Annotated in this window: 13 protein-coding genes; 11 read left to right on the forward strand and 2 right to left on the reverse strand. The window is 66.5% G+C overall.

Annotation, left to right across the window (positions count from 1 at the left end):
- Positions 1 to 86 precede the first annotated feature (86 nt).
- Positions 87 to 2,672, forward strand: coding sequence for an alpha-glucan family phosphorylase (gene glgP / locus EDD25_RS14850; RefSeq protein WP_134174352.1), 2,586 nt, complete (start codon positions 87 to 89; stop codon positions 2,670 to 2,672).
- Positions 2,673 to 2,752: 80 nt separating this feature from the next.
- On the opposite strand, the gene EDD25_RS14855 is transcribed toward glgP, so the two are convergent.
- Both EDD25_RS14855 and glgX read right to left on the reverse strand, forming a co-directional pair.
- A complete protein-coding gene (locus EDD25_RS14855) occupies positions 2,753 to 4,462 on the reverse strand; it encodes an IS1634 family transposase (RefSeq protein WP_134174353.1) in 1,710 nt (569 codons plus the stop codon).
- A 173-nt stretch (positions 4,463 to 4,635) separates the two neighbouring features.
- Positions 4,636 to 6,729 (reverse strand): glycogen debranching protein GlgX, encoded by a 2,094-nt coding sequence (gene glgX, locus EDD25_RS14860; protein WP_134174355.1) that lies wholly within the window; start codon positions 6,727 to 6,729, stop codon positions 4,636 to 4,638.
- A 91-nt stretch (positions 6,730 to 6,820) separates the two neighbouring features.
- Here glgX and EDD25_RS14865 point away from each other — a divergent pair, with 91 nt between their 5' ends.
- The 10 genes from EDD25_RS14865 (at position 6,821) to EDD25_RS14910 (ending at position 18,327) form a co-directional block, all read left to right on the forward strand.
- The gene (locus tag EDD25_RS14865; RefSeq protein WP_134174357.1) at positions 6,821 to 8,008 is read left to right on the forward strand and encodes a cysteine desulfurase family protein; all 1,188 of its coding nucleotides are present in this window, start codon (positions 6,821 to 6,823) and stop codon (positions 8,006 to 8,008) included.
- Positions 8,009 to 8,043: 35 nt separating this feature from the next.
- On the forward strand, positions 8,044 to 9,210 hold the full coding sequence (gene mnmA / locus EDD25_RS14870) for a tRNA 2-thiouridine(34) synthase MnmA (protein ID WP_198418865.1): 1,167 nt from the start codon (positions 8,044 to 8,046) through the stop codon (positions 9,208 to 9,210).
- Positions 9,211 to 9,241: 31 nt separating this feature from the next.
- Positions 9,242 to 11,491, forward strand: a complete 2,250-nt coding sequence (gene ligA, locus EDD25_RS14875) for an NAD-dependent DNA ligase LigA (RefSeq protein WP_134174359.1) — start codon at positions 9,242 to 9,244, stop codon at positions 11,489 to 11,491.
- 151 nt (positions 11,492 to 11,642) lie between these two features.
- Complete coding sequence (locus EDD25_RS14880) at positions 11,643 to 13,010, forward strand: alpha/beta hydrolase (protein WP_134174361.1); 1,368 nt, start codon at positions 11,643 to 11,645, stop codon at positions 13,008 to 13,010.
- Positions 13,011 to 13,046: 36 nt separating this feature from the next.
- Positions 13,047 to 13,343, forward strand: a complete 297-nt coding sequence (gatC, locus tag EDD25_RS14885; protein WP_134174363.1) for an Asp-tRNA(Asn)/Glu-tRNA(Gln) amidotransferase subunit GatC — start codon at positions 13,047 to 13,049, stop codon at positions 13,341 to 13,343.
- A gap of 2 nt (positions 13,344 to 13,345) precedes the next feature.
- Positions 13,346 to 14,884, forward strand: a complete 1,539-nt coding sequence (gene gatA / locus EDD25_RS14890; protein ID WP_134174364.1) for an Asp-tRNA(Asn)/Glu-tRNA(Gln) amidotransferase subunit GatA — start codon at positions 13,346 to 13,348, stop codon at positions 14,882 to 14,884.
- Positions 14,884 to 16,404 carry an Asp-tRNA(Asn)/Glu-tRNA(Gln) amidotransferase subunit GatB gene (gatB, locus tag EDD25_RS14895; RefSeq protein ID WP_134174366.1) on the forward strand — a complete coding sequence of 507 codons (1,521 nt, stop codon included), beginning with the start codon at positions 14,884 to 14,886 and terminating at the stop codon, positions 16,402 to 16,404. The genes gatA and gatB overlap by 1 nt, the downstream gene beginning before the upstream one ends.
- 9 nt (positions 16,405 to 16,413) lie before the next feature.
- Positions 16,414 to 16,704 (forward strand): hypothetical protein, encoded by a 291-nt coding sequence (locus EDD25_RS14900; protein WP_134174368.1) that lies wholly within the window; start codon positions 16,414 to 16,416, stop codon positions 16,702 to 16,704.
- Positions 16,701 to 17,822, forward strand: coding sequence for a VIT1/CCC1 transporter family protein (locus EDD25_RS14905; RefSeq protein ID WP_134174370.1), 1,122 nt, complete (start codon positions 16,701 to 16,703; stop codon positions 17,820 to 17,822). Before EDD25_RS14900 ends, EDD25_RS14905 begins: the two co-directional genes overlap by 4 nt.
- A 1-nt stretch (position 17,823) precedes the next feature.
- Positions 17,824 to 18,327, forward strand: coding sequence for a dihydrofolate reductase (locus EDD25_RS14910; RefSeq protein WP_338419623.1), 504 nt, complete (start codon positions 17,824 to 17,826; stop codon positions 18,325 to 18,327).
- Positions 18,328 to 18,336: the final 9 nt, after the last annotated feature.

An 18,336-nucleotide genomic window follows, 5' to 3' on the forward strand; every position in this document is an offset into this window, starting at 1 on the left:
GCCACATCATGACCGTAGCGTGAAAAAATGTCGCTTGCGGGAGATCGGCTACACAACCGATGCGCTGCTCACCTAGGGTGTATCTCGTGAAGGCGATCCGTAAATTTACCGTCCGTGCCGTATTACCGGAGGCGCTGGCTGCTCTTGAAGAGCTGGCCGGCAACTTGCGTTGGTCCTGGCATGAGCCCACCCGTCAACTTTTCGAGCACATTGCCCCTGACTTGTGGCGCGAGATCGGCACGGATCCCGTCGCGCTCCTGGGGGCCGTGGACCCCGGTCGTCTTGACGAGCTCGCCGGCACGCCCGACTATGTGGCCCGGGTCAACGGGATGCGTGCCGACCTTCGTAGCTACCTGGAGAAGCCGCGCTGGTACCAGGGGCTGAAGGGGCCCAAGCCGGCGGCCATCGCCTATTTCTCGCCGGAATTCGGCATTGCCGCTGCCCTGCCGCAGTACTCCGGCGGACTCGGGATCCTGGCCGGCGACCACCTGAAAAGCGCATCCGACCTGGGCGTTCCCCTCGTGGGGGTCGGTTTGTTCTACCGGGCGGGCTATTTCAGCCAGGCCATCTCACCCGACGGGTGGCAGATGGAAAGCTACCCCCTGCTCGATCCGGACGGGCTCCCGCTCTCTGTGCTGCGCCGGGCCGACGGTTCCGCCGTTCAAGTATCCCTCGCCCTGCCCGACGATCGCACCCTGCACGCGCGGGTCTGGCAGGCCCAGGTCGGTCGCATCCGTTTGCTTCTGCTTGACACGGACATTCCGCAGAACCCGGACGACCTGCGCCTCGTGACCGACCGCCTGTACGGCGGCGGGGGAGAGCACCGCCTGCTGCAGGAGCTGCTCCTCGGGATCGGCGGAGCCCGGGCCGTCAAGCTGTGGAGCACGATCAGCGGGCAGCCGGAACCCGAGGTTTTCCACACCAACGAGGGGCACGCCGGATTCCTCGGCCTCGAACGGATTTCGAGCCTCATCGGCGAGGGATTGAGTTTCCAGGAGGCCCTGCAGGTGGCGCGCGCCGGAACCGTGTTCACGACACACACGCCGGTGGCCGCTGGTATCGACCGCTTCGAGCGCCAGCTGGTGCGTCGCTACTTCGAAACCGATCTGCTGCCCGGAGTGTCCGTCGATGATCTCTTGAGCCTCGGCGCCGAGAGCTATGAAGGCGGGTCGCCCAACGTCTTCAATATGGCCATCATGGGGTTGCGCCTCGGCCAGCACGCCAACGGGGTATCGAAGCTGCACGGCGAGGTGAGTCGGCGCATGTTCAACGGCCTCTGGCCCGGGTTCGACGCGGCAGAGGTGCCGATCGGCTCGATCACCAACGGTGTGCACGCGCCCAGCTGGACGGACCCCACGCTCCTCGCCCTGGCAGAGAACCGCCTCGGCACGAGCGACACCACGGACGCCGACTGGATGTCGCCGGAGGTCACCGACCAGGATCTCTGGTCTGTGCGCGGGCAGATGCGCCTGCACTTCGTGGAGGATGCCCGTCGTCGCCTGGCCAACGCGTGGCGGGACCAGAACCCGGGCGGCCTGCCGCCAGCATGGATCAGCCGCGTCTTCGATCCCAGCGTGCTCACGATCGGCTTCGCCCGCCGGGTGCCGACCTACAAGCGGCTCACCCTCATGCTGCACGACCCGGCACGCCTGCGGGCGCTGCTGCTCAACCCCGACCGTCCGATCCAGATCGTCATCGCCGGCAAGTCACACCCCGCCGACGAGGAGGGCAAACGACTGATCCAGAAGATCGTGCAGTTCGCCGCCGACCCGGAGCTGCGTACCCGCATCGCGTTCCTGCCCGACTACAACATCGGGATGGCCCAGCTGATGTACCCGGGTACCGACGTGTGGCTCAACAACCCGCTACGCCCGCTTGAGGCCTGCGGCACGTCCGGAATGAAGGCGGCGCTCAACGGCGCGCTCAACCTCTCGATTCTCGACGGCTGGTGGCCTGAATACTACGACGGCAAGAACGGCTGGGCCATTCCCTCAGCGGATGCCGCCAGCGATTCGGGAGAGCGTGACCGGATCGAGGCGGAGGCGCTCTACGACCTGATTGAACACCACGTCGCCCCGAAGTTCTACGAACGCAACAGCGACGAGGTGCCGGAGCGCTGGGTGAGCAACATCCGTCACACTCTCGCCACCCTGTCGCCGGAGCTCAGCGCGGACCGGATGGTGCGCCAGTATGTGGACCGCATGTACCGTCCCGCGAGCCAGTATGAGCAGCTGCTCTCCTCCAACAGCTACCGGGCCGCACGCGAGCTCGCGGCGTGGAAGGCAAAACTCACCTCGAAGTGGCACGGCGTGGCCGTGACCCACGTGGAGTCCGGCGGAGTGAGCGCCGTGCCCCAGGTCGGCGACGCCCTGCACCTGAGGGCGCACGTTCACCTCAATGGGCTGCTCGCTTCCGACGTGACCGTTGAGGTGGTGTTTGGCCGCAGCTCCGGCACCGACGACCTACAGGACACCGCCAGCCAGGCGCTCGCGCCCGCCGCGTCATCCGAGCTCGCCAACCTTGCCGACACACCCTTTGGCGCGGCCACCCTGTTCACTGGAAAGGTTGAGCTCGACCGGGCGGGTGCCTTCGGCTACACGGTTCGGGTGGTGCCACGCAACGCGCTGCTCATCAGCCCGGCCGAGATGGGACTGGTCGCGCTGGCGACCTAGCGGGAGTTTCCTAGCTAGCCTTGGTCAGAGTTCCAGAAGTGCTGGTCAACTCTGGTTTTGGTGGCTGGGTTTTGTATGACCTAACTTTTCTTCGGGGCCCACTGGGCGAGGTTGAAGATCTCGGCCAGTTGGTCCTGGGTGGGGGTCGTCGTGGTGAGCATTCGGCGCGCTTTGGGACGCCCGCCGGTCGAAGAGAAGATCATGACGGTCTCTTGGACCTTCTCGAGCTGGTCGAGGAGCTCTCGGACCGAGAGGTGCAGGCCGTCCTGCTCGGCCTGGCGGCGCATGAGGTGCGCGATTTGCAGCGCCAGGACACAGGTGAAGGTGTGCACGCGGATGTTGTGTTCGGTCCAGTGATGCATGGGCGAGAACGACACCACGTGGGGGTCTTTGAGCTGGCGGAAACTGAACTCCGCGTCAGATTGTGATCGGTAGGCCGCCACGACATCAGCGATCGGCCAATCGTCCTGGTCGGTGACGAGGACGCGCTTGCCAAACACCTCTGCCTCCAACGCGAGGCGGGCGTCATCATCGACCGTGAACGTGAGCTGATGCGTGGCCGGCGTGGTGCCCGTCAGATCCCAGGTCAGGATGCGGCGAACCCAGTAGTCGTGGGTGATCGACCGGATCTCCTCGGTGACTTGCTCGGTGCTGCGCCGGGTTTTCCCACGCGCCAGCGTCGCGGCGAGTTCGGTCAGGAGCGCCTCGGCTTTGCTGAGGGTTTGCACGAATCCGACGGCTTGTTTGTCGTGCAGGGTCGGGGAGTGCGTGAGGATCACACGGCGTTCAGAGCCGTAAACCGTTCGTCGGGTCTCGACCGCGCTCAGCCCGCCGAATCGGTCCTTATCGACGATGCGGCGCTCGCTCGCGGGCAGGGCAAGCAGATCGGCGACGACGGATGGTGGGATGGAACCCACGAAGGAGAGACCGGTGGCGGTGACGTGGACGAAGTTGCTCAGGGAGTTTTGGCCGGCGTCGAAGACAACCGTCATCTCCGCTGGCGCCGCTCGTCCGGCTTGGGCAGCGAGGGCGGCGTGGCGGGCGCTGAGGAGGTCGATCATCAGTGGGAACTGGGTCACGTCGGGCCGGTTTCCGGGGTAGGCGTGGGCGACCAGAGGCACGCCGCCATCACGGGTGACGACCAGACCCAGACCGACCAGGCGCAGGTCAGTGCGTTTCTGCTTCGCTTTGCCGCGCTGAGCGATGGGCGCCTTGTCGTTGGCGGAATCGATGTAGGTCGCGAAGTTGGTCATATCCAACGCCAACGCTGAGATGTTCAGGTTGAACGTGGTGATCATCGCCACCGCGAGTCGCTGCTCAATCTCGGCGAGCTGGTCCTCGGTGACTTTATGCATCGCGTCCCAGAAACGACGATGATCCAACACGCTCGCCGGCACCTTCGTGAACCGGTCCGCGGCAGTGCTTTTCCACCAGTCCGCAAAGCCCAATTTCGACGTCGGGGCGACAACCCTGTTCAGCGCAGCCAGCGCCAGATAGGTCCCCACTGACGCTCCAGCGTCACTGCGGCGCGCGCCGACGACATCGTCGATGATCCCGGCCACGTCGAGGCGATTCAGAATCTCCCAGACTGCGGCCGTGTCTCCGAAGCCGAGGTGCTGCAACTTCGACGGCAACAATTCGGCCTCGCGGGCATCATGCAACGCCTCAATATCGGCCGCTGAACCCAGATAGCGTTCGGAGACCATCTTGGGCTTGCCGTCGACACGGGCCATCTCCCTCAAGTACCAGTAAGGCTTCCCATTGATGGTCTTCTTATACAAACTAGCCATACTTTAGGTCATACGCCCCCACGGACCAAAAGTCACGCCACCACGCCGAAGAACGCCAGACCAGCACCGGAATTCAATTCGGCGCAGTCTGGCGTCCCCCAGATAGCTAGGAAACTCCCGCTAGGTGTCAGCCGTGAAGGCGCCCCAGCGGCCGGCCAGCGCCCGAGACTGGGTCAGGCCGCGGGCGCCGCGACCGTGCTCGCGCGCGGCGCCGGAACGCCGTCGTGCGCCCGCAGGAGTTGCATCGACGCGCCCGTCATCAGAAGCGTGGAGCCCGGTTCATGCTCGATCACGGCGTCGCGCAGGTCGTCGTGGCTCGAATCCCACAGAAGCGTGTACGACTCCACCCCCGGGTGGATGGGCAGGGTCACGCTGGCGTCCTGCTCGCGGGCGTGCACTACGAGCAGAATCCGGTTGGACGCCTCGTGTTCGGGCGTACTGGCCGCCATGTACTGCAGGGTGCGGGCCTCGGGTGCGTTCCAATCGTCGTGCGACATGGATTGACCGTCGCTGTTGTACCAATCCAGCTGGCTCGCATTCAGCGTCGTCTCCCCAGATCGGCCGAACCGTACCGGGCGCAGCGCAGGGTTTTCCCGTCGCAGCTGCAGCAGGCGACGGCTCACCCGGTGCAGGTCCTGCTGCCAGTCGTCAAAGTCCCAGTTCAGCCAGGTGAGCTCACTGTCCTGGCAATACGCGTTGTTGTTGCCGCGCTGGCTGCGACCGAACTCGTCCCCTGCCGTGAGCATGGGGATCCCGGCGGACAGCAGGAGGGTGCCGAGCAGATTCCGCATGGCCTTCCGGCGCGTCGCCAGGATCGCGACGTCCCGGGTGGGCCCCTCGACACCGTGGTTGTAGGAATTATTGTTGCTCGTGCCGTCGCGGTTGGACTCCCCATTGCCGAGGTTGTGCTTCGTGTCGTAGGCGGTGAGGTCCGCCAGGGTGAAACCGTCGTGCGCGGTGATGAAGTTGAGGGAAGCGAGCGGTCCACGCTCGGTTGCGAACGTATTGCTAGACCCAGCGACGCGAGTGGCAAAGCGACCGATTCCGCTTCCGGCGCTCCCCGAATGGCGCATGCTGCGCCTGTCGCTCAGCCAGAAGTCACGCATGCGGTCGCGGTAGCGGTCGTTCCACTCCGACCAGCCGGGCGCGAAGTTGCCCGTCTGCCAGCCGCCCTGGCCGAGGTCCCACGGTTCGGCGATGAGCTTGACACCGGCCAGGGCCGGGTCGTCCCGGATCCCGGTGAGCAGCGGATGCTCCGGGTCGTACACCACGCCCTCGTCGCGCCCCAGGGTTACCGCGAGGTCGAAGCGGAAGCCATCGATCTGCACCTCATTCGCCCAGTAACGCAGGGAATCCATCACGAGGCGCCGCGGAATCTCGTGGCCGAAGTTCACGGTGTTGCCGCACCCGGTCACGTCGATGTAGTGGCCGGCATCGGTCTGCCGGTAGTACGCCGAGTTGTCGATGCCGCGGAGGCTCGTCACCGGCCCGTTGGGGCCCTCTTCCGCCGTGTGGTTGTAGACGACGTCCATGATGACTTCGAGGCCGGCCTCGTGCAGCCGTTTGACCATGCCCTTGAATTCCCGCAGCACGGCCTCCGGACCTCCGGATTGTGCGGCCTGGGTGGCGTAGTCGGCGTGCGGGGAGAAGAAATTGAGAGTGTTGTAGCCCCAATAGTTGATCAGTCCCTGCTGGATCAGTCGCTGCTCGGAGACGAAGGCCTGCACGGGCAGCAGCTCAACGGTGGTGACCCCGAGGTCGGTCAGGTACGCGATGGTGGAGTCGTGGGCGAGGCCAGCGTAGGTTCCGCGCAGGGCATCGGGCATCTTCTTGTTCAGCCGGCTGATGCCCCGCACGTGCGTCTCGTAGACCACCGTGTGATCCAGGGGGACTGCGGGCTTGGGGACTCCGCCCCAGTCGAAGCGGTCGTCGACAACCGACGACTGCCAGGTGTCGGCGCCCACACGCACGAGGCCGCGCGAGTACGGCTCAAGCAGGGTCATTTCCGGGTGGAACGAATGTCGCGGTCCAACGGGACCCGACACGCGGATACCGTAACGGCGACCGCTGGAGAGGGTGCGCGATTTCGCCGACCACACGTCGTGGGCGTCCCGGGTCATCGGGATGCTCTTGATGATCCAATTCGGGTCGGTGTCATCGAAAATACACAGTTCAATGGCATCCGCTTGCGCGGACCATACGCGCAATTCGCCACCATTGGAAGAAATTCGTACGCCGAGATTGCGCAGTGGATCGGCGTGAGTCATGCAATCAAGCGTAATCAGTGTGGAGGGGGTGTCCCAACCACAGCCGGAACTAGAGTTAGGGGTTGGAACACCAGTAGAAAAGAGGGACCAGATGGTCGTTTACCTCGATCACGCGGCCACCACGCCCGTGCTTCCCGCCGCGATCACCGCCTGTGCCGAGGCCATGGCCGTCGTGGGCAATCCGGCGTCCGTGCACAGCCAGGGACAAAATGCCAAACGAATGCTGGAGGAGGCACGCGAAGGTGTCGCAGCGAGCGTCTCCTGCGACCCGATCGAAGTCGTCTTCACCGGGAGCGGCACCGAGGCGATCAACCTCGCGGTAAAGGGCCTCTTCTGGGCTCGCACTCCCCGCCGGCGCATCCTGGTGGCCGAGGGCGAACACCATGCGACCCTCGACAGCGTTGAGTGGCTCGCCGAACACGATGACGCACAACTCGAATGGATTCCTCTCGATGCCCTGGGGCGTATCGACCTCGACGCCCTCGAAGCGGCCATCGCGTCGAACCCGGCGGATGTTGCCCTGGTCACGGTGATCGCGGCCAACAACGAAGTCGGCACGATCCAGCCGCTCACCGAGATAGCGGCGCTCGCCGCCGCCCACGACATTCCCATGCACGTTGACGCCGTCTCGGCCTACGGCTACCTGCCCATCGATTTCGCGGCCCTCAGCCGGGCCGGGGTGAGCGCGGTGAGTCTCTCGGCACATAAGATCGGTGGCCCGGTGGGCATCGGGGCATTGATTCTCGGCCGCCGTACCGCCGTCGTGCCGCTCCTGCACGGGGGCGGGCAGCAGCGCAAGGTGCGCAGCGGCACCCAGGATGTGGCGGCGGCCGTCTCGTTCGCGGTCGCGGCATCCGCCTTCGGCGCCGGTCAGCCGGCCGAGCATGCCCGACTCTCGGTCCTGCGGGACCGGGTGATTGACGGCGTTCGCCTGATCGCCCCCGCCGCCATCCTGAACGGCGACCCCGACCCGGCCGGGCGCCTGCCCGGGAACGCCCACTTCAGTTTTCCCGGGTGCGAGGGGGATTCCCTGCTCTTTCTGCTCGACGTTGCCGGCGTCTCCGTGTCGACGGGTTCGGCCTGCCAGGCGGGCGTTCCGGAACCGTCCCACGTTCTGCGGGCCATGGGACGCTCCGAAAGCGAGTCCCGCGGTGCGTTGCGCATCACGCTCGGTCACTCGAGCAGCGACGCCGACGTTGATGCCCTGCTCGATGCCCTGCCCGCCGCCCATGCCCAGGCCGTGCGGGCCGGAATGTCCGATCGGGTGACGAGGGCCTAGTCAGCCCCGCCGCCGCGAGCGACTACACTAGTCCGGTGAAGGTTTTAGCAGCAATGAGTGGCGGTGTTGATTCCGCCGTGGCCGCAGCCCGCGCGGTCGAGGCGGGACACGAGGTCGTCGGCGTGCACCTGGCGCTCAGTCGAATGCCGGGAACGCTGCGCACCGGCAGCCGTGGCTGCTGCACGGTCGAGGATTCGATGGACGCCCAGCGCGCCGCCAACATCATCGGTATCCCGTACTACGTGTGGGACTTCTCGGCACGCTTCAAGGTTGATGTCGTCGATGATTTCGTTGCCGAGTACGCGGCCGGCCGCACCCCGAACCCGTGCATGCGCTGCAACGAGAAGATCAAGTTCGCGGCTCTGCTCGAAAAGGCCATCGACCTCGGCTTCGATGCCGTGGTGACGGGCCACTACGCCAGCATCGCGACGGATGCCGAAGGCAACAAAGAACTGCATCGCGCCGCCGACTGGGCCAAGGACCAGTCCTACGTGCTCGGCGTGCTCACCGCCGACCAGATCAATCACTCCATGTTCCCGCTCGGTGCGACGCCGTCCAAGGCCGAGGTTCGCGCGGAAGCCGCCGAACGTGGCTTCTCCGTGGCCAACAAGCCGGATTCCTACGACATCTGCTTCATCCCGGACGGTGACACTCGGGGCTGGCTGGGGGAGCGTGTCGCCCCCGAAGCGGGAGACATCCTCGACCGCGAAGGCAACAAGCTCGGCGAGCACGCGGGAGCAGTGGCCTTCACTGTTGGACAGCGCAAGGGACTCTCGATCGGCACCCCGGCCTCCGACGGCAAGCCGCGGTTCGTGCTCGAGGTGCGGCCGATCTCTAACACCGTCGTCGTCGGGCCCAAGGAGGCGCTCGCCGTCAAGGAAATCGCCGGCGATTTCTATACCTGGGCCGGGCTCGCCCCCACCACACCGGAGGTCGCCTTCGACTGCCACGTGCAGATTCGAGCTCACGCCGACCCGGTGCCGGCCATCGCGCAGGTTGTGCGCGACGCAGACCGCGTCGAACTGAAAATCATCCCCGCGGAGCCCCTGACCGGCGTTGCCCCCGGCCAGACCGCAGTGGTCTACCTGGGAACCCGAGTGCTCGGCCAGTGCACGATCGACCGCACCGTCAGCGCTGTTCCGGTCAGTGCCGTTCCGGATGGTGCTGTTGCCAGCGAGGCAACTCCCGGCAGCGGTGCCTGACGCGTGAGTCGAACCGTGGCGCACGTGACGAATGACTGAAACCGCCCTCGACGATTCGTTGTCGCAAGCCGCCGCTGAGGCGGCAACCCTGACCGAGCGAATCCTCGCCGCGCGAGACGCGTACTACGAACGCAACGAACCCGCCATCTCGGACGCCGAGTATGACGGCCTCGTGCAGCGACTCGAAGAACTTGAACGGCTCTTTCCTGAGTTGCAGAGCCAGGACAGCCCCACCCAAACGGTCGGTGGGCGTGCCGAGACCACCCTCTTCGACCCGGTGCAGCACGCGGAGCGCATGCTCAGCCTCGACAACGTGTTCTCGATCGAGGAGTTCCGCGACTGGGCTGCGAAGGTCGAAAGAGATTCCGGGCGCTCCGTGCACTACCTCTGCGAGCTCAAGATCGACGGTCTCGCCATCAACCTGCGCTACGAAAACGGGGTGCTCGTCACGGCGGCCACCCGCGGGGACGGCGTGGTCGGGGAGGATGTCTCCGAGAACATCGACTTCGTGCCGGGAATCCCGCGCCGTCTTGCGGGCACCGGGCACCCTCCGCTCATGGAGGTTCGCGGGGAGGTCTTCTTCCCGGTCGAATCCTTCGCGGAGCTCAACGCTGCCCAGGTCGCATCCGGCGAACGCCCGTTCGCGAACGCCAGAAACGCCGCGAGCGGCTCCCTGCGCCAAAAAGCGTCAACGAAGACGCCCGCGCAACTGCGCCTCATGAAGGCCAGGCTCGGTCGCCTGCGCATGCTCGTACACGGAATCGGCGCCTGGGAACGCCCCGCAGCCACGTCCCAGTCCGAGGTCTACGCGGTACTGGAGGACTGGGGGCTGCCCACCAGCGAGTACTTCCGGGTCACGCCGAACCCCGGGCAGGCCGCGGAGTTCATCGAGTACTACGGCGAGCACCGGGCACGCGTGTCGCACGAAATCGACGGCATCGTGATCAAGATCGACGAGCTGGAACTGCACGCAGAACTCGGCGCCACCAACCGGGCGCCGCGCTGGGCCATCGCCTACAAGTACCCGCCGGAACAGGTCAATACCACGCTGCGCGACATTGTCGTGAGCGTGGGACGCACGGGACGCGCCACACCGTTCGCGGTCATGGACAAGGTCAGGGTGGCCGGGTCCGAGGTACGCCAGGCCACCCTGCACAACCAGGACGTGGTCAAGGCCAAGGGCGTTCTGATCGGTGACACCATCGTGCTGCGCAAGGCGGGTGACGTGATTCCTGAGGTGCTCGGCCCCGTCGTCGAGCTGCGCGACGGGACCGAACGCGAATTCGTCATGCCGGCGAACTGCCCGGAGTGCGGTACTCCGCTCGCGCCGGCGAAAGAGGGTGACATAGACCTGCGATGCCCGAACGCCAGAAGCTGCCCCGCGCAGGTACGCGGACGCGTCGAGCACATCGGTTCCCGCGGGGCTCTCGATATTGAGGTGCTCGGCGAGGTCGCGGCGGCGGCGCTGACCCAGCCCACCGTTCCAGAGACGCCTCCTCTTCCCACGGAGGCCGGCCTGTTCGACCTCCAGCTGACGGATCTGCTGCCCATCCAGGTCACCGTGCGCGACGCCGAAACGGGCCTGCCCAGAGAAGACGTGGACGGCAGCGAAAAGTTGCGCATGCCGTTCAGCCGCAATCCGACGGCCGCCGAGAAGAAGAAGGGCCTCACGGGACTTCAGCCGTCCGCGAGCGCCACGAAGCTCCTCGCCGAAATCGACCGCGCGAAGACCAAACCGCTGTGGCGCATCCTCGTTTCGCTCAACATCCGCCATGTTGGGCCGGTCGCCGCCCGAGCGCTGGCCAATCACTTCGGTTCCCTCGACGCCATTCGCGAGAGTGTGGCCGCGGACCTTGCGACGGTCGATGGTGTCGGTGGCATCATTGCGGATGCGGTGCTCGACTGGTTCCAGGTGGATTGGCACCGGGACATCGTCGACGCCTGGGTCAGGGCCGGCGTGCAATTCACGACCCCCGGGCACCCGGGGCCGGGGGCCGCAGCCCGGGCCGATGGTGTGCTGTCCGGCCTGACGGTCGTGGCCACAGGATCTCTGGAGGGATTCACTCGGGAGGGAGCGCAGGAAGCCATCATCATCGCCGGCGGTAAATCCGCCGCGAGTGTCTCCAAGAACACGGACTTTGTGGCGGCAGGTCCCGGGGCCGGCTCCAAACTTGCCAAGGCGGAAGCCCTGGGGATTCGCATCCTCGACGCCGATGAATTCCGAATTCTTATCGAACAGGGGCCGGGCGCGCTGCCGACGCCGCCGCCCATTATTTCCTAGCTTCCGTGCATTTTCGGGGCAGACCCCACAAATAGGGCTCATTAGTCTTCTTTTTTGCCCCGTGCCGCCGATATGCTGATATCGATATGCATATGTGTGCTGCGGGCGCACGAGGCAGCGGCACAGGCGAGGGGATGTAGCGCTGTACGACATGGTAGCGGTGGTCATTTCGCTGGCCCTGGGGGGCACGCGTGACTCGTCCGTCGCGCCCGAACTCGTGCAGGTCACGCCGATGGACAACGCCACCACCCTGCTGCCCGCGCAAACACTCGCCTCTGACCTGTGGGTTGGTCCCCGATCAGAGCCACTGTGGCTTCAGCTTCCGTCGCCTTCAGGCACCTCGGTCGACATCGACGGCACCGCGCGCGCCAGCCGCAGCACGAGCGGCATGGCCGTGCTCGAGGGACTCGCGCGGCTCACCCCCGCCGAACTGAGCGCGTTCGCCGCCAGCAACCCCACCGCCGTCGATACCATTCTCGCGGCGCCTCCGGCCGCGAGCGCGGTGACCCGCTGGTGGACGGGGCTCGATGACGCGGCACGTCACGACCTCCAGGGCGACCTTCCCCAGCTCGTGGGCAACCTTGACGGCATCCCGCTCGTCGCCCGCGGGCAGGCCAACGCGCGGTACCTCGGCGAGGCGGTGAAGACGGCGACCGCACGGCTCACCGGCCAGTCTGGCCGTTCCCTCTCCGCGTCGCTGAACCGTGAACTGTCCGTCATGGCACAGGTCCAGCAGGCATTGCTGCCGCCGTGCGGCTCTCCGCCGCGCACCCTCGTGCTTCTGGACCTCACGAAGGGTGGCAGGGCCGCGATTGCGCTGGGAAACCCGGACACCGCCGACTTCGTGAGCTACCTGGTGCCCGGCATGAACTACGGCGTGAAGGAACAGCTCGTCAACTGGTCCAACACGGCCGACGATCTCTACGCTGAACAGGTCAGCGTGCTCCGGGAACGAGCCATCAGCACACACACGGCGACGCCCAGCGTTGCCACGATCGCATGGATCGGGTATGAGACGCCGAGCGTGTTCAATGTTGGTGGCCTCGACCGGGCCGAGGCCGGCGCCGACTTCCTGGTGGACTCGTGGCAGGGCATCCGCTCCACGCGAGCCGGGCAGGAGCCGTTCCTGTCCGTGTTCGCTCACTCCTACGGCAGTCTGGTGTCGCTCGAAGCGCTCGCCCGCGGCTCGGTACAGGTCGACGCCCTCGTCCTGGTGGGTTCGCCGGGTAGCGCCATCCAATCGATCGACCGGCTCAACGTGGCCAACGGCAACGTCTACGTGGGGGAGGCGGACTGGGACCCGGCCGTGAACAGTGGATTCTTCGGCAGCGACCCCGGAAGCGCCTCATACGGCGCCCACACGCTCGACGTGGACGGCGGTGTCGACCGGCAGAACGGCCGAACGCTGAACAAATCGTGGGGTCATAACGACTATTTCACCCGGGGAAGCGAATCCCTGCACAACATGGCAGTGATCGGAACAGACCAGGCGGCACGCGCCACCAACGCCTCCGAATAGAATTAGGCATCCACGTCTATAAAAAATCGGAGTTCCATGTCTGAAATCACGGCCGAGCAGGTTGCCCACTTGGCAAGCCTTGCCCGGATCGACCTCAGCCCCGAGGAGATCACGAGTCTCACCCACGACCTGGGCCAGATCGTCGACTCGGTCGCGAAGGTGTCACAGGTCGCTACGGCTGAGATGCCCGCCACGAGTCACCCCCTCCCGCTGACCAACGTTTTCCGCCCCGATGTCGTCGTTCCCTCCCTCACGGTGGAGCAGGCCCTGTCCGGCGCCCCCGACCGTGACGGCGACAAGTTCCGCGTGCCCGCAATCCTGGACGGAGAATAACCATGACAGATCTGACCAGGCTCTCGGCCGACACCCTCAGCACCCTGCTGCGCGACGGCACGGTCAGCGCCGTTGAAGCCACCCGCGCCCACCTTGATCGCATCAGCGAGGTCGACACCGACCTGCACGCGTTCCTGCACGTATCGGGGCCGGCTGCCCTCGCCACCGCCGCCCGCATCGACGCGCAGCGCGCGGCAGGGGAGGAGCTCGGCCCACTCGCCGGCGTCCCGATCGCCATCAAGGACGTTCTCGCCACGCGCGACATGCCGACGACCGCCGGGTCGAAGATCCTCGAGGGCTGGGTGCCGCCCTATGACGCCACCGTGGTGGCGCGACTGCGTGCCGCCGGCCTCGTTCCCCTCGGCAAGACCAACATGGACGAATTCGCGATGGGCTCGTCCACGGAACATTCCGCGTACGGCCCGACCCGCAACCCCTGGGACCGTGACCGCATCCCCGGCGGTTCCGGTGGTGGCTCTGCCGCCGCGGTGAGCGCCTTCGAAGCGCCACTCGCGCTCGGAAGCGACACCGGAGGGTCGATCCGCCAACCCGCCGCCGTCACCGGGTCCGTGGGGGTCAAGCCCACCTACGGCGGCGTGTCGCGTTACGGCGCCATCGCGCTCGCATCCTCGCTCGACCAGGTCGGCCCCGTCTCACGCACGGTCTATGACGCGGCACTGCTGCACGACGTGATTGGCGGCCACGACCCGCTCGATTCAACCTCGCTCACCGACGCGTGGCCGTCCATGGCCGCCGCCGCGCGCGCGGGCCTCGCCGACGGTGCCCTCAAGGGCCTGCGCGTTGGCGTCATCAAGGAGCTCTCGGGTTCCGGCTTTCAGGCCGGAGTCACGCAGCGTTTCGCGGAGACGCTCGCGCTCCTCACGGCTGCCGGGGCGGAAGTCGTGGAGGTGTCCGCTCCGAACTTTGAGTACGCCGTCGCCGCGTACTACCTGATCCTGCCCGCCGAGGCCTCCAGCAACCTCGCGCGCTTTGACTCCGTGCGTTTCGGGATCCGGGTGAACCCGAACGAGGGATCGCTCACGAGCGAACGCGTGATGGCGGCGACCCGCGAGGCCGGCTTCGGACCCGAGGTCAAGCGCCGCATCATCCTGGGCACCTACGCGCTCAGCACCGGCTACTACGACGCCTACTACGGCAGCGCCCAGAAGGTGCGAACCCTCATCCAACGGGACTTCGATGCCGCCTTTGCGCAGGTCGACGTGCTCGTCTCACCGAGCGCCCCGACCACGGCATTCAAATTCGGCGAGAAGCTCGACGACCCCATGGCCATGTACCTCAACGACGTGACGACGATTCCGGCAAACCTCGCGGGCGTGCCCGGAATGAGCGTGCCCATCGGCCTCGCACCGGAAGACGGCCTGCCCGTCGGGCTGCAGATCATGGCCCCCGCGAAAGCGGATGCCCGTCTCTACACCGTTGGTGCGGCCATCGAGCAGCTGCTTGAAGCCGGCTGGGGCCACACCATGCTCGATCAGGCACCGGAGCTCACGCTCGCCAACAGCACCAAGGGAGCTCTCTAATGGCGAAAGCCGAATTGATGGACTACGACAAGGCCCTTGAGCTGTTCGAGCCGGTGCTCGGCTTCGAGGTGCACGTGGAACTCAACACCAAAACCAAGATGTTCTGTGGCTGCGCGAACGAATTCGGGTCCGGTGCCAACACGAACACCTGCCCCACGTGCCTCGGACTGCCGGGAGGCCTGCCGCAGGTCAACCAGAAGGCGATTGAGTCCAGCATCCGTCTGGGCCTCGCCCTCGGGTGTGAGATTGCCGAGCACTCGCGCTTCGCGCGCAAGAACTACTTCTACCCCGACACGGCGAAGAACTTCCAGACGAGCCAATACGACGACCCGATCTGCCACGACGGTTCGATCACGATCGAACTCGAAAACGGACGACTCGTCACCGTGGATATCGAACGCGCCCACATGGAAGACGACGCCGGCAAGCTCACCCACAAGGGTGGCTCGACCGGCCGCATCCAGGGCGCCGACTACTCCCTGGTCGACTACAACCGCGGCGGCGTTCCACTCGTGGAGATCGTCACGCAGATGATCGAGGGCGCCGAGCACGACGCCCCCGAAATTGGCAAAACCTACGTGGCCGCCATCAGGGAAATCGTCAAGGCCCTCGGCGTCTCGAACGCCCGCATGGAAGAGGGCAACGTGCGCTGCGACGCGAACGTCTCCCTCCGCCCGCGCGGTTCCGACGTGCTCGGCACCCGCACCGAGACGAAGAACGTGAACTCCCTCCGCTCGGTCGAACGCGCCGTGCGCTACGAGATCCAGCGTCAGGCCGCGGTGCTGCACGCCGGCGGGACCATCACGCAGGAAACCCGTCACTGGCATGAAGACACCGGTATGACCTCGGCCGGCCGCCCCAAGAGCGACGCCGATGACTACCGCTACTTTCCGGAACCAGACCTCGTGCCCATGGCGCCGTCACGTGAATGGGTCGAAGAGTTGCGCCTGACCCTTCCCGAACCCCCGGCGGCTCGGCGCAAGCGGCTGCAGGCCACCTGGGCCTTGACCAACCTTGAATTCCAGGACGTCGTCAACTCCGACCTGCTCGACGCCGTTGAAGCCACCGTGGCGGCCGGGGCATCCGCCCAGGCGGCACGCAAATGGTGGACCGGCGAGGTTGCACGCCTCGCGAACGTCGCAGGCGTGGCCGCCGATTCGCTCGTGCGGCCGGGGCAGCTCGCGGCCCTCATCACGCTCGTAGAAGCGGGAACGCTCACCGATCGCCTGGCCCGCCAGGTGCTCGAGGGCATGATCGCCGGCGAGGGAACGCCGGAGGAGGTCGTCGCCGCGAGAAGACTCGCCGTGGTCTCCGACGATGGCGCGCTCATCGCCGCCATCGACGCCGCACTCCTGGGGCAGCCGGACGTGCTCGCCAAGATTCGCGACGGCAAGGTGCAGGCGGCCGGCGCCGTCATCGGTGCGGTCATGAAGGCCATGCGCGGCCAGGCCGACGCCGCCCGTGTGCGTGAACTCGTGCTTGAACGCGCCGCGACCGTTGAGCCGGGCGCAGCCGAATAGGACTAACAGATGTGGAAGAAACAAGGCCCAGACGCTAGCGGTGGGAAATTCGGTGTCGGAGTGCAGGTCATCGTGCGCCTCGATCGCGCCCAATTTCCCGACTCCCTCGCCGACGACCCGATCGGCGTCATCGTCGCCCCGGGGGCGCTGACCGGGTCGTCGTTCTATGTGCCGACGACCGTGCGCGAAACGGTGTGGCTGGTGGCGTTCGAGGAGCCGTTCTACGGACTGGACGGCTCCGGGCCGCATGAGTCGGCGAAGGTTCCGGAAAGCCGCCTGCAAACGACACCCGAAGTATGAGCGACGGACCCCTCCGCGACGTGCCAAAGCCGAGCACACCGACGTCCGCGGACATTCGTCGCTGGCGTCGATACCTGGCCGATGAACTTGCGGAAGCCGCGGTCTACCGCGACCTCGCGGCACGTCGAACCGGGGAGGAACGCGCGATCCTGCTGAGCCTCGCCGGGGCGGAGGGGCGGCACGAGGCGCACTGGCGCCGGCTCCTCGGCGACCAGGTGGGGCCGAGGAGGCGCGGCGCCCCGCGCACGCGACTGCTCGGCTTTCTGGCGCGCCGATTCGGTTCCGTTTTCGTGCTCGCCCTCGCCCAGCGTGCCGAGTCACGCTCCCCATACGACAAGGATCACGACGCCACGAGCGCCATGGCCGCCGATGAGAGGATCCACGAGGAGGTCGTTCGCGGGCTCGCCGCTCGCGGCCGCAAACGCCTGTCCGGCAGCTTCCGCGCCGCGGTCTTCGGCGTGAACGACGGCTTGGTGAGCAATCTCGCGCTCGTTCTCGGCATCGGCGCAACGGGCGTTCCCGCCGCGACGATTCTGTTCACGGGTCTCGCCGGGCTGCTGGCCGGAGCGCTGTCGATGGGCGCGGGCGAATACGTCTCCGTGCGGTCCCAACGAGAGTTGCTGGAGGCCTCGAGCCCCACGCTGACGACCAAAAGCGTCCTGACGCACCTCGATGCCGCCGCGAACGAGCTGACCCTGGTCTACCGGGCGAGGGGGATGTCGCCCGACAAGGCGGAATTGCACGCGCGGCAGGTGCTGCGCACCGCCGAGGTCGCGACGAATCCTGCGGAAGCCGCAGACACGCGCGCCATGATGCCGACCGTCGACGAACACGAGACCATCGGGACGAGCCTCGGAGCCGCGGCATCAAGTTTCTCCTTCTTCGCCTCCGGTGCGCTGCTGCCGGTGCTTCCGTATCTGTTCGGAATGGCCGGCCTGCCGGCCGTGCTCGTGGCAATCGTGCTCGTGGGAGCGGCGCTGCTCGCGACCGGCGCGGTCGTGGGGCTGCTCTCGGGCGGCCCGCCCCTGCGCCGTGCGCTGCGTCAGCTCATCATCGGGCTCGCGGCCGCAGGAATCACCTATCTGCTCGGCCTGGCGTTCGGCACGACACTTGTCTAACGTGCTGACGCTCGTGTGGGCACAGAGCCGCAACGGCATCATCGGCCGCGACGGCACGTTGCCGTGGCACCTGCCCGAAGACCTCGCGCACTTTGCGCGTCTCACGCGGGGAGGGATCGTTCTGATGGGGCGCCGCACGTGGGATTCGTTGCCGCCGCGGTTTCGGCCCCTGCCTGATCGGCGAAACATTGTGCTCACCCGCCAGCCCGGCTGGCACGCGGTGGGCGCATCCGTCGCCCACGCGATGGAGGAGGCCGCGACCCTGACATCGGGCCGTGACCTGTGGGTCATCGGAGGGCGCGGGGTCTTCGACCTGTTTCTTGAGCGCGCCGACCGGCTCGAGGTCACCGAGATCAATGCGGACGTTGCGGGTGACACCCACGCGCCCCCCCTCGACGCGCGCTGGAGAATCGAGAGCGCGGATCCGACCGCCGGGTGGCACGAATCGAGCACCGGACTCGAGTACCGCTTCCTGCGCTACGTTCCGGTTGCGCTCGCGAGTTAGAGTTTTTGC

Origin of the sequence: Cryobacterium psychrophilum, from assembly GCF_004365915.1 — a bacterium.
GTDB classification, from domain to species: domain Bacteria; phylum Actinomycetota; class Actinomycetes; order Actinomycetales; family Microbacteriaceae; genus Cryobacterium; species Cryobacterium psychrophilum.